General features: G+C 63.5%; 14 protein-coding genes. 2 read left to right on the top strand and 12 right to left on the bottom strand.

The annotated features are described in order from the left end of the window. Positions 1-66 precede the first annotated feature (66 nt). On the bottom strand, positions 67-426 hold the full coding sequence (locus tag ACKAMS_RS25010; RefSeq protein ID WP_408989732.1) for an RNA polymerase subunit sigma-70: 360 nt from the start codon (positions 424-426) through the stop codon (positions 67-69). A gap of 52 nt (positions 427-478) precedes the next feature. Then, the gene (sigE, locus tag ACKAMS_RS25005; RefSeq protein WP_029255812.1) at positions 479-1075 is read right to left on the bottom strand and encodes an RNA polymerase sigma factor SigE; all 597 of its coding nucleotides are present in this window, start codon (positions 1073-1075) and stop codon (positions 479-481) included. A gap of 330 nt (positions 1076-1405) precedes the next feature. Between sigE and ACKAMS_RS25000 the strand changes: the two genes are divergently transcribed. Continuing rightward, positions 1406-2041 (top strand): O-methyltransferase, encoded by a 636-nt coding sequence (locus ACKAMS_RS25000; RefSeq protein WP_007736091.1) that lies wholly within the window; start codon positions 1406-1408, stop codon positions 2039-2041. On the opposite strand, the gene glgC is transcribed toward ACKAMS_RS25000, so the two are convergent. Further along, positions 2038-3252 carry a glucose-1-phosphate adenylyltransferase gene (gene glgC, locus ACKAMS_RS24995; protein WP_003945185.1) on the bottom strand — a complete coding sequence of 405 codons (1215 nt, stop codon included), beginning with the start codon at positions 3250-3252 and terminating at the stop codon, positions 2038-2040. The two genes, ACKAMS_RS25000 and glgC, sit on opposite strands and share 4 nt — an antisense overlap. Positions 3253-3384: 132 nt before the next feature. Here glgC and glgA point away from each other — a divergent pair, with 132 nt between their 5' ends. Then, positions 3385-4557, top strand: a complete 1173-nt coding sequence (gene glgA / locus ACKAMS_RS24990) for a glycogen synthase (protein ID WP_019749359.1) — start codon at positions 3385-3387, stop codon at positions 4555-4557. A 6-nt stretch (positions 4558-4563) separates the two neighbouring features. Here the strand turns inward: glgA and ACKAMS_RS24985 are convergent, their stop codons facing one another. The 9 genes from ACKAMS_RS24985 to ACKAMS_RS24945 all read right to left on the bottom strand — a co-directional run bounded on the left by ACKAMS_RS24985 (position 4564) and on the right by ACKAMS_RS24945 (position 11924). Then, complete coding sequence (locus ACKAMS_RS24985) at positions 4564-5403, bottom strand: putative RNA methyltransferase (protein WP_408989731.1); 840 nt, start codon at positions 5401-5403, stop codon at positions 4564-4566. 115 nt (positions 5404-5518) lie between these two features. After that, positions 5519-5686, bottom strand: a complete 168-nt coding sequence (locus ACKAMS_RS24980; RefSeq protein ID WP_003945169.1) for a DUF3117 domain-containing protein — start codon at positions 5684-5686, stop codon at positions 5519-5521. Positions 5687-5837: 151 nt separating this feature from the next. Beyond that, a complete protein-coding gene (locus ACKAMS_RS24975) occupies positions 5838-6407 on the bottom strand; it encodes a DNA-3-methyladenine glycosylase I (protein WP_019749361.1) in 570 nt (189 codons plus the stop codon). Beyond that, positions 6407-6784 carry a DivIVA domain-containing protein gene (locus ACKAMS_RS24970; RefSeq protein ID WP_019749362.1) on the bottom strand — a complete coding sequence of 126 codons (378 nt, stop codon included), beginning with the start codon at positions 6782-6784 and terminating at the stop codon, positions 6407-6409. Before ACKAMS_RS24970 ends, ACKAMS_RS24975 begins: the two co-directional genes overlap by 1 nt. A 32-nt stretch (positions 6785-6816) precedes the next feature. Beyond that, positions 6817-7758, bottom strand: coding sequence for a glucosyl-3-phosphoglycerate synthase (locus tag ACKAMS_RS24965; RefSeq protein ID WP_019749363.1), 942 nt, complete (start codon positions 7756-7758; stop codon positions 6817-6819). Further along, positions 7755-8654: a dihydropteroate synthase gene (folP, locus tag ACKAMS_RS24960; RefSeq protein ID WP_408989730.1), complete on the bottom strand. Its 900-nt coding sequence runs from the start codon at positions 8652-8654 to the stop codon at positions 7755-7757. Before folP ends, ACKAMS_RS24965 begins: the two co-directional genes overlap by 4 nt. A gap of 30 nt (positions 8655-8684) precedes the next feature. After that, positions 8685-10457: a long-chain-acyl-CoA synthetase gene (locus ACKAMS_RS24955; protein ID WP_019749365.1), complete on the bottom strand. Its 1773-nt coding sequence runs from the start codon at positions 10455-10457 to the stop codon at positions 8685-8687. A 112-nt stretch (positions 10458-10569) separates the two neighbouring features. Next, positions 10570-11127, bottom strand: coding sequence for a TIGR00730 family Rossman fold protein (locus ACKAMS_RS24950; protein ID WP_020908470.1), 558 nt, complete (start codon positions 11125-11127; stop codon positions 10570-10572). Continuing rightward, positions 11121-11924, bottom strand: a complete 804-nt coding sequence (locus tag ACKAMS_RS24945; protein ID WP_003945176.1) for a TIGR00730 family Rossman fold protein — start codon at positions 11922-11924, stop codon at positions 11121-11123. The genes ACKAMS_RS24950 and ACKAMS_RS24945 overlap by 7 nt, the downstream gene beginning before the upstream one ends. Positions 11925-11931: the final 7 nt, after the last annotated feature.

The following is an 11931-nucleotide window of genomic DNA, read 5'->3' as shown; positions in this document are numbered from 1 at the left end:
CCCCCTCTTTCCGTCAGTCACGTTGTCCAGTATCACTGATCCGTGCCGGGAAGCTGGCGCGCGGCGTCATTTGCGCCAGCGACGGGACAACCGCTTGCTGATGGTGGAAAAGCCTGCGGGCTGATTGCCGACGGAACCGTCGGCGTTTTCCGAATTGGGTCCGGTGGTCGGACTGTTGCACGAGGGAATCTGACTGAGAAGTCCAACCAGGGACAACGGCATCATCATCTCGCCGCTTCGACGCAGCGCACCACGTGCCTGCTGCTGAGCATCGACGGCCGCAGCGCACTCGGCGCAGATCGAGATGTGATGCGAGGCCCGCAAGTAGGCCTGCATTCGGAGTTCTCCGTCGACGTAGGCAGCGATTGCCTCGCTGGCCAGATGTTCGGTCGAACCGAACTGGCGATGTGCCCGCGCCTCCGTCATTCGTCCCTCCAGGTGATTGACCACGTCCCGCTCTGTAGCTCGAACCCGACCGTCAGAAACCGACGAGTTCGGATTCGGCTGCGCGCTGCGCTGCCAGATGATCACGAATCGCCTGTCGCCCACGATGGATACGGCTACGAACCGTTCCGAGCTTCACTCCCAGTGTGGCACCGATTTCCTCGTACGACAGACCTTCGATGTCACAGAGCACAACAGCGGCGCGAAATTCAGGTGCGAGTGAGTCAAGTGCGGCCTGCAGACCTGCGTCGAGGCGCGCGTCGTGGTAGATCTGCTCGGGGTCCGGACCGGGCGAGGGAACGCGGTCGTAGTCCTCGGGCAGCGCTTCCATACGGATACGGTTGCGTCGGCGAACCATGTCGAGGAACAGGTTTGTGGTGATGCGGTGCAGCCAGCCCTCGAAAGTTCCGGGCTGATAATCGGAGAGCGAGCGGAACACCCGAATGAATGTGTCCTGCGTCAAGTCCTCGGCGTCCTGGGCATCGCCTGACAACCGGTAGGCCAGGCGGTACACCCGGTCACCGTGCTGACGCACGAGTTCGTCCCAAGACGGCATGGAGGACTTCTCACCAGTTGCATCGAACACAGCAGTGCCGATCAATTCGGAATCCACAGCCGATTCCGTCGTCAAAACTTCCGACTCTCGAGGGCGAGGCTCGTCGTTGACCTGGTAAATAAGTTGATCCTCCTGCTCGGGATCGCGTAGTTCGATCACCGCGTTGTCCGAATCACGTAGTGCGCGATATTCGGGAGAACCAGCCGTTGCTGTGATTTGTTCCCGATCACCGAGCTGCGAAAGACCAACTTGGTAAAAATCGATACCGCCGTGCGATCTTCGATCCGGCGATGTATACACCTTTTCTCATCGCGGTGTGCACGCCATATGAGGAGCCTGAGGGATTCCTGAGAATCCTGGTGACTGCGCGCCTTGCAGCGACAATCCGAACCGCCCGATAACCTCATGAGCGTGACCCACGCCGAACAGATACTCCGCCACGTCGAGGACGTAGTTTCCGAGGACGAGATTTTGACCGCGGCGCGCGATCGAGCGCTGGATCTCGGAGCCCATCCGGTGACGCCCGCCGTCGGTGCGACGCTCGCGATGTTCGCGAGGATGCTCGACGCGAAGACGGCCGTCGAGGTGGGTACCGGAGCCGGCGTGAGCAGCCTGTGGCTTCTGCACGGAATGCGCGACGACGGCGTCCTCACCACGATCGACAGTGAACCCGAACACCAGCGGGCGGCCAAGCTGACCTTCCGCGAAAGCGGAATCGCTCCGGCACGCACTCGCCTGATCAACGGACGGGCTCTCGACGTACTTCCCCGGCTCGCAGACGGCGGCTACGACCTGGTGTTCGTCGACTGCGCCGCGATCGACCACCCCCACTACGTCCGCGAAGGTGTCCGCCTGCTGCGCTCCGGCGGTGTCATCGTTCTGCACAACGCCCTGGCCGACGGCCGCGTTGCCGACAGCTCCGCTCGCGACGCGACAACGGTTGCGGTCCGAGAAGCAGCAAAGGCCGTGACCGAGGACGAGCGACTCATTCGAGTCCTCCTCCCCCTCGGCGACGGCCTCCTCTGCGCGAGCAAGCTCTAGATCCAGACGCCCTTACCGATGGCGACGACGCCACCCTGACTGACGGCAAATCGTTCGCGGTCACGTTCGAGATCGACGCCGATGATTTCGCCGTCACCGACCACGACGTTCTTGTCGAGGATCGCGCGCCGCACGACGGCGCCCTTGCCGATGCGCACACCCGGCATCAGCACGCTGCCCTCGACGGTCGCACCGTCCTCGATCATCACGTTGGAACTGAGTACCGAATTGCGCACGGTCGCCGCGGACAGGATCGACCCCGCACCGACCACTGATTCCTGAGCGAGTCCGCCCTTCACGAACTTGGCGGGCGCGAGATTCTCGGTGGCGCCGCGGATGGGCCAGCGACGGTTGTAGAGATTGAAAATCGGGTGCACCGACACGAGGTCCATGTGAGCGTCGTAGAAGGCGTCCAGGGTACCGACGTCACGCCAGTAACCGCGGTCTCGATCGGTAGCGCCGGGAACGACGTTGTCCTTGAAGTCGTAGACCGACGCCTCACCCGCCGCGACCAAGGCGGGAATGATGTCTCCGCCCATGTCGTGGTCGGAATCGGAGTTCTCGGAATCAGCGCGGATGGCGTCCACGAGCACCTTGGTGGTGAACACATAGTTACCCATGGACGCGAACGTGGAATTTGGGTCGTCCGGTGTGCCGGGAGGATGGGCGGGCTTTTCCAGGAACTGCGTGATGCGTCCGGACTCGTCACTGTCGATGCAGCCGAAAGCGAAAGCCTCACTTCGCGGTACACGAATACCCGCGACCGTCACGCCTGCCCCGGATTCGATGTGGTGCTGCACCATCTGTTCCGGATCCATCCGGTACACGTGGTCGGCACCGAAAACCACGATGTACTCGGGGTCCTCGTCGTAAACGAGATTGAGCGACTGCAGGATTGCGTCGGCGCTGCCGGTGTACCAGCGCGGCCCGAGCCGCTGCTGGGCCGGGACCGGAGTGATGTACTCACCCGCGAACCCGGACAATCGCCACGTCTGCGAAATGTGACGGTCGAGTGAATGTGACTTGTATTGCGTCAACACACAAATACGCAGATATCCCGCGTTGACAAGGTTGCTCAACACGAAGTCGATAAGTCGATATGCACCTCCGAAGGGCACTGCGGGCTTCGCTCTGTCCGCGGTCAGCGGATACAAGCGTTTGCCCTCGCCCCCGGCGAGCACGATTCCAAGCACATGCGGCTGGCTTCTCACACCGCTAACCTATCCGCACTGGTGAACTCCCGCTAGCGAAGCAGTCCGAGAGGTCCGATCGTGTCCCCCTCCGAACGGTCGGGGATGACGCGATCGGTAGCCGGATCGACCACGGGCGGTTAGGTTTAGCGCGTGCGAGTCGCAATGATGACCAAGGAATACCCGCCGGAGATCTACGGCGGCGCAGGAGTACACGTAACCGAGCTCGTCGCTCAGATGAAGCGGTTGTGCGAAGTCGACGTGCACTGCATGGGCGCCCCGCGCGAAGGCGCGATCGTCCACTCTCCCGACCCCGCTCTCGCCGGATCCAACCCAGCCTTGACGACGCTCTCCACCGAGCTGCGGATGGCGGACGCCGCGGCCGGTGTCGACATCGTCCACTCCCACACCTGGTACACCGGACTGGCCGGGCATCTCGCGTCGGCTCTCTACGACGTGCCGCACATCCTCACCGCGCACTCACTCGAGCCCAGACGCCCGTGGAAGGCCGAACAGCTAGGCGGCGGCTATCGGATCTCGTCGTGGTCCGAACGCAACGCCGTCGAGCACGCAGACGCGATCATCGCCGTCAGTTCAGGTATGCGACTCGACGTCCTCGACGCGTACCCCGCCGTCGATCCGAGTCGCGTTCACGTAGTGCGCAACGGAATCGACACCGAGGTATGGCATCCCGGGGGATCTGCGCCGGGAGCGCCGTCCGCACTCGCGTCGATCGGCGTCGACCCCGCAAAACCCATCGTGGCCTTTGTCGGACGGATCACGAGGCAGAAGGGCGTCGGGCACCTCGTCGCGGCAGCACACCACTTCGACCCGGAGATTCAGCTCGTGCTGTGCGCCGGCGCTCCCGATACGCCGGAGATCGCCGCCGAAACGGAGAAGGCAGTGGCCGAACTCGCCGGACATCGGGGCAATGTCTACTGGGTACGCGAGATGCTCCCGACCGAGCAGATCAGGGAAATACTCTCGGCAGCAACGGTATTCGTCTGCCCTTCGGTGTACGAGCCCCTCGGAATCGTCAATCTCGAAGCCATGGCGTGTGAGACCGCCGTGGTCGCTTCCGATGTCGGCGGTATCCCCGAGGTGGTCGCCGACGGCGTCACCGGACGACTCGTGCACTACAACGCCTACGAGCCGAACGCATTCGAGGAATCACTCGCTGCCACCGTCAATGCCGTTGTCGCCGACCGAGAAGGCGCCGACGCGATGGGTCGTGCGGGCAGAATCCGTGCTATCGACGAGTTCTCCTGGGCCGAAATCGCCAAGCAGACGCTCGAGGTCTACGCGGACGCCGTCACGAGACGCTGATCCGCGTCAGATCTTGCGATAGGTCGAGACCGTCGCCGACGCAGTGACGGTGCTCGGCTGCGGCAGCTTCGCCACGGCGGCAGCCAGATCGGCGGGCGTCAGGTGCCTCGCCGACGGTCCCATCCCCACCAAGTCGAGGACGTCCTGGTGTGAGAGTGACATCGTGAACTCGACCTCGTCGCTGCTCACGCGCTCGAACAAGCCGGCCATCGACGATTCGAGACGTTCCACCTTGCGATCGTCGACCTTGACCATCTCGAGAATGTCGATCAGCTCGCGCAGATGCCTGTCGGTGGGCGTCAGGACCACCAGAACGCCGTCATCGGCGAGAACTCGATGGGACTGCGGACCGTTGCGTGGAGCGAACACACAGAGCACGTGGGAGAGCACTCCGTCTCGAATCGGAAGTGGTTGCCAGACGTCCGCGACGATCGAGCCGATCCTTTCGTGGATCTTCGCCGCTCGCCGTGCCGCGAACTTGGACACGTCCAAGGCTATTGCCCGAGAATCAGGCAGCGAATCCACGATGTGTGCGAGGTATTGTCCTGTGCCTGCACCGATTTCGACGATCCGCGCAGGATCCGCCCCTGCCGTCGTCGCGCAGGCCCGGGAAACGGCATCCATCAGCGGGCCGAAGTGGCCGGCGCCGAGAAGTCGTGCACGCGCGGCGATCATCTCGGCACTGTCGCCGGTGAACTTCGTGGCACCGCCACTGATCAGGCTCACGTAACCCTGGCGAGCGACGTCGAATCGATGTCCGCGATCGCACTCGGCGGCGCCGTCCACCAATTCCAGCTCTGCGGCGCACTGCGGGCAGGACAGTAGATCGACCACGGCGGCAAGCATTGATCCGTCCTTTCGGCTACCGGCGGTGCGCACACTTCAGGCCCCGTACCGAAACGGATACGGAGCCTGCGTGCAATCACGTGCTGTTGTTCGTACTGCTACAACCTGGACCCGACTAGCTGGTGACGTTCGTGAGTTCCACACCGAGCGCTGCAGCTTCATCCGGGGTCAGCTCGACGACGAGGCGTCCGCCACCCTCGAGTGGAACCCGCATGACGATTCCTCGTCCCTCTTTGGTTGCTTCGAGGGGACCGTCCCCGGTCCGGGGCTTCATGGCCGCCATCCTCTGCTCCCTCCAGATCTGCGCTGCATTGCTCTGCGCCTCGACTAACGGTGCGCCCCGCCAACAATCAGCGAGGCTCGTACCCTCCATTGTTCCCTATGGATGCAGGAACCGGGAATCTGAGTCACATTTAGGGGTGTTCAGTCGACCGTCACACCTGCGCCGGAACCCAGCAATCAGCCACGTGATCGTCGACCATTCCGGTAGCCTGCATGAGCGCATAAGCCGTGGTAGGACCCACAAACTTGAACCCGCGTCGCTTGAGTTCCTTAGCCATGGCAGTCGACTCGGGAGTGACCGCCGGAACCTCTGCAATTGATGTCAGTCGTCTGGTGCGTCGAGGCGGCGAGAACGACCAGAGTAACGAATCGAGGTCCAGATCGGGTGAATTCACGAGCACTCGGGCGTTGGAAATCGTCGCCTCGATCTTCGCGCGATTGCGGACGATCGCGGCATCGGAGAGCAATCTCTCCACATCCGCAACTCCGTACGCTGCGACCTTGTCCGGATCGAACCCGTCGAAGGCTTCGCGGAACGCCTCGCGTTTGCGCAGAATCGTGATCCAAGAAAGCCCCGATTGGAATGCTTCGAGGGCGAGCCGCTCGAACAGTTCGTCGCGCCCGTGCAGCGGACGCCCCCACTCCTCGTCGTGATAGTCGCGGTACAGCGAGTCACCGGGCGTCTCGACCACCCAGCCGCACCGAACCAGTCCGTCTGCCATCAGCCCTGGGAATCCTTCGCTTCGGATTCGGTCTCAGGCGCCTCCTGCGTTGCTTCGGCCTTGGCCGGAGCATCCGCCTTCACCAGAACCTCGGACTTCTCGTCACGGCCCAGTTGCGCACGCAGAGAATCGATTTCCAACCCGAGGCGATGCAGGGCCCAATCCACTTCACTCGCCTTGTATCCACGCAACACCTGCTGAAAACGCAGAGCGTCGACATCCGCCCCGGTGACGTCCTCTGCCGGGAGTACGGTCGCCGTCGTGCCAGGAGGCAGCGGCGGCAGCTCTTCCGAGCGCCCGAACACAGCGCTGGCGGCGAGGAAGATCATCGCGCCGACCAGTGCCATGACAATCAGGTACAGGAGGATCGTCATCATGAACCGATACTCCCATACCCGAGTGTGAGCGGTCAGACCCCCGCGGTGCGCACTATCGAATTCATCGGGGGTCGATCGAGTAGCGAAACCTCAGTGGTCTCGGGCACGAAAGAATCGCCGTCGACCAGGAATTGGGTCAACCCGGCACCCGAATCCTCGATCCCGCACCGCCGGAGCATCGTTCCGATGATCTGCCGGCTCATCACGCCGAGGTCGGCGAGCGGCCGGTTGCGATGCTTGCGCACACCGAGATTGACCTGACCGATCGCCGCCAGCCCCAACGTGTCGTACGTGTCGAGCAGAAGGCCGATCTCGACGCCGTAGCCGGGCGCAAACGGAACAGCCGACAGCAGCTCACGGGTGCCCGCGTATTCACCGCCCAATGGTTGCAGTACCGACGTGAGTTCGGGCCGCAGCGCAGCCAACATGGGCCGCGCAACCAATTCCGTGACTCGTCCGCCGCCGTTGGCGTCCTCCGTGCCGCTCACGCGCAGCGGACGGCGGTAGTAGCCCTTCACCAGATGGATGCCGTCCACCGTGAGCAGCGGCCCCAGCAGTTTGGGCACGAACGCCGGATCGGGATTGATGAGATCGGAGTCGACGAATGCGATCAGATCGCCGGTCGTTGCGGCGACCGAACGCCACAGCACCTCACCCTTGCCCGCGGTCGGCGGGATGGACGGGACTGCGCTCTCACGACTGATCACCGTCGCCCCCGCCGCGCGAGCACGCTCGGCGGTACGGTCGGTCGAACCGGAATCGAGAACGATCAACTCGTCGACCAAACCACCGAGCAACGGATGAATGGTGTCGACCACCGCAGCAACGGTGTCCTCTTCGTTGAGCGCGGGCAACACCACCGAGACGGTTCGGCCACCCTTCGCCCGTTCGAGTTCGGCGACCGTCCAACTCGGATGGTCCCAACTGTTGGCTTCTGCCCATACGCGGGTCGGGCCCGCACCGGTGATGCTCATGCCAGACCTCGAACCGTACGTACCGGGGCACGGCGTCCTTGGATCGCGGCCACCATGTCGATTACTCGACGGGTGGACGCCACCTCGTGAACACGGAACACCCGGGCGCCGCCAGCCGCGGCCATTGCTGTCGCTGCCAATGTTCCCTCCAACCTCTCGGAAAGCTCCACACCAAGAGTCTCCCCGATGAAGTCCTTATTGCTCAGCGCCATCAGCACTGGCCACCCGGTGTTTACAAGAACGTCCACTTTTCGCAACAACTCGAGCCCGTGGAAGGTGTTCTTACCGAAATCGTGAGTGGGATCGATCAGAATCGCGTCACGCGGCACTCCGAGTGCCAGGGCGCGTTCTGCCGCCGACACGACCTCGGTGACCACATCTGCGACGACGTCGTCGTAGCGGACACGGTGCGGGCGGGTGCGCGGAACCGCGCCACCCGTGTGCGAGCAGACGATGCCGGCACCAGTCTCGGCGGCAACCACAACGAGGTCGGGATCCGCACCCGCCCACGTGTCGTTGATCAGGTCGGCGCCTTCGCCGCGTGCCAACCGCGCGACGCCGCTCCGCCAGGTGTCGACGCTGATGATCAGCTCGGGGTACTTGGCTCTGATCGCGGCGACAAACGGAACCACCCGCCTGACCTCTTCGTCGGCGTCGACGAGGTCACCTGGCCCGGCTTTCACTCCCCCGATGTCCACCAGATCGGCGCCCTCGTCGACGGCCCTGTCGACGGCGGCCATCGCTGCCGAATCCGAGAACGTCGCGCCCTGGTCGTAGAAGGAATCGGGAGTGCGGTTGACGATCGCCATCACCAATGCACGGTCGACCGCGACCGGACGCCCACACAGGGTGGGCGCCGGACCTGGCTGCGCGGTCGAACCGGAGAGTGAAGACATGCCACTCATACTGGCATGACGGAACTCGGTCTAGCCCTTGGGTACCGAGCCCGCCGCGACCTTTCCGACGTATTCGTCGTACGAGTCCACGTAACCACCCTCGCGGCCTTCGAGAACGTGCAGAGTGTCGGCGCCGACGTCGTAACCCTCGTTGCGCAATTCCACCTTGCGCGACTTGAAAGTGCTGGTGTGTTCGAGTGAGTCGACGATGCGGATGAACAGCGGGACCGCGTAGTTGGGGAGCTTGCCGTAGAGGTGAGCTGCAACTTCGCTTCCCTCGAAGCTCTGCCCGTCCCGCAGCTTGACCGCCGCCATTCCCGCGCGACCGTCGGTGCCCGGGATCTCGACGCCGTAGACAACTGCTTCCTCGACGGCCGGGTGCGAACTCAGCGCGCCCTCGACCTCCGTGGTGGCAACGTTCTCGCCCTTCCAACGGAAGGTGTCGCCGAGACGGTCGACGAAGGCGACGTGGCCCCATCCCTGCTTGCGCACCAGGTCTCCGGTATCGAACCAGGTGTCGTCGTCCTTGAATCCGCCGCGCACCAGCTTGCTGTTGCTCGCGGCTTCGTCGGTGTAACCGTCGAAAGGCGCTCGGTCGGTGACCTTCGACAGCAGGAGCCCGACCTGACCCGTGGACACCTTGCGAAGGCGACCGTCGGCTCCACGCAACGCTTTTCCGGTGTCCTCGTCGAACTCCACGACGGCGTGCGGCAACGGACAGATGCCGGCCGTCTTGTCGACGTTGAGTGCGTTGACGAACGCGATGTTGCATTCGCTCGCACCGTAGAACTCGGCGACGCGGGGAATGCCGAAGCGCTGGGTGAATTCGGCCCAGATCTCCGGGCGCAGACCGTTACCCACCATCAGCCGAACAGCATTGTCGCTGTCGGTCGGCTTGACCGGTTGGTTGAGCAGATAGCGGCACAGTTCGCCGATGTAGGTGAACGCGGTCGCCTTGTTGAGTGCGATGTCGTCCCAGAACCGCGAGGCGGAGAACTGACGTCCGATCGCGATTGTCGCACCGGACGCGAGCACCGAGGACAACGAGACCGTCAACGCGTTGTTGTGGTAGAGCGGCAGGCAGCAGTACAGAGTGTCCGAGCCGCGCAAGCGCACGCCCATCAACCCGAGGCCCGACATCGACTTCAGCCAACGGAAGTGAGTCATCAAGCTGGCCTTGGGCATTCCCGTGGTACCCGAGGTGAAGATGTAGAACGCCTTCTCCTTCGCGAGCACCTCGGCGGTGACCGCGGGGTTGGCGGCATCAGCCGTCTTCGCCAGATCCGCGAGTTCACTGACGAGAAGTTGCTTCGGTCCGGTAAACCCCGCCGGCAAGGATTCGAGGGCCTCTTCGCACTCGTCGGCGACCACCAGGACGCGCGCGTCGAGCAGCGTAAGGCTGTGTGCCAGAACGTCGTCGCGCTGGTTGTAGTTCAACATGCCCGCAGCCGCGCCGAGTTTGACGGCGGCCAACGCGATCAGCAGGGCTTCGGGGGTGTTCTTTGCCAGCACTCCGACGACGTCTCCGCGATCGACTCCTCGTCCGCGGAGGACGTCGGCGTAGCGGTTCACCAGTTCGTTGGCCTCCGCGTAACTGGTCGCGTGGCCCTCGAACCGGATGAACGGGCGCGACGGGTGCGCGTGCGCGGCCTTCTGGAAGATCAACCCGATCGATTCCTTGGCCGAAGGCTTGCGGGTGAGCCCGGCGGCCCCCCGCGCCAGGATCGGCACCTCGGTGATCATCGACGGCAGTTTTGCCGCCAGATCCAGCAGGCCGACGGTCGAACGGGCTTCCGAACTCATGGCTCCCCTAACACGTATCCGGCGCCCATTCGGCCGCCCAGTCTGCGGCCACCTTACTGCACGGTAATAAAGCCCGCCATGCCCCAGGTCAGGGTTTCACGCAGGCGTCTGATCAGGATCTGACGCACGCGTCGAGCGCAGCCTCGACGTCCGTCCGCACCAACAGAGTGTCCAAAGCCTGACGCCCGACGAAGCCGGTCCCGTCGAGCTTGTTCAACCACTCGAGCAGGCCGGTGAAGTGCCCGACGGGATCGAGCATCACCACTGGCTTCTCGTGCATTCCGAGGTAGCCGGCGGTCCACGTCTCGAACAGCTCCTCCAGCGTCCCGATTCCGCCCGGCAGCGTGATGAACGCGTCGGCGTGATCTTCCATCAGCTTCTTGCGCTCGCGCATGGTGTCCGTGACGATCAGCTCGTCGGCATCGACGTCGGCTACTTCCTTGTGCACCAGGGCCTTCGGAATGACGCCGACGGTCCAGGCGCCCGCCGCGCGAGCGGACTCGGCGACAGCGCCCATCATCGAGACGTTGCCACCGCCCGAGACCAACTGCCATCCGCGTCGACCGATCGCGGTTCCCACCTCGGCAGCCAATGCCAGGAACGATTCGTCCACCGGACCCGACGCGCAGTAGACGCAGATCGAGTACTTCTTGTCGGAATCGGTCACCATTCTTCTTCTTTCCCCAGATCTGCGGCCTCGTCGACGCCCTTGTCGGCGTTGAGGACGATTCGTACTGCTTCTTCCACACTGTCGGTGACGTGCAGCAAGTTCACGTCGCCCTCGGAAATCTTGCCGTCACGCTCGAGGGTGCCGCGAATCCAGTCGACGAGTCCGGACCAGTACTCGGTACCGAACAGGACGATCGGGAAGCGCGTGACCTTGTGGGTCTGCACCAGGGTCAGTGCCTCGAACAGCTCGTCGAGTGTTCCGAAGCCACCCGGCAGGCAGATGAATGCCTGGGAGTACTTCACGAACATCGTCTTGCGTGCGAAGAAGTACCGGAAGTTGATTCCGAGATCCACCCACTCGTTGAGACCCTGCTCGAACGGCAGCTCGATGCCGAGACCGATCGAGTATCCGCCGGCCTCGCTGCAACCGCGGTTGGCAGCTTCCATGACTCCCGGTCCACCGCCGGTGATGACGGCGTATCCGGCTTCGGCCAACGCCGTTCCCAGCTCACGGCCGGATTGGTACTCGGGATGATCGACCGTGGTGCGTGCCGAACCGAACACTGTCACCGCACGCGGAACCTCGGCGAGTGCGCCGAAACCTTCGATGAATTCGCTCTGGATACGCAGCACACGCCACGGATCGGTGTGTACCCAGTCCGTGGGTCCGCGCTTGTCGAGCAAGCGCTGATCGGTCGTGGTCTTCTCGTCTTTGCGCTTGCGTCGAAGCTGAACGGGCCCGCGGTGCTTGATCGACGAGCTCTGCTTCTTCGAAGCCGAATTCTTCTCTGGTGCCATGCGGCAA

It is taken from the genome of Rhodococcus sp. 5A-K4 (assembly GCF_046097995.1).
In the GTDB taxonomy this organism is placed as follows: domain Bacteria; phylum Actinomycetota; class Actinomycetes; order Mycobacteriales; family Mycobacteriaceae; genus Rhodococcus_F; species Rhodococcus_F erythropolis.
This window is presented reverse-complemented; position numbering and strand designations above follow the sequence as displayed.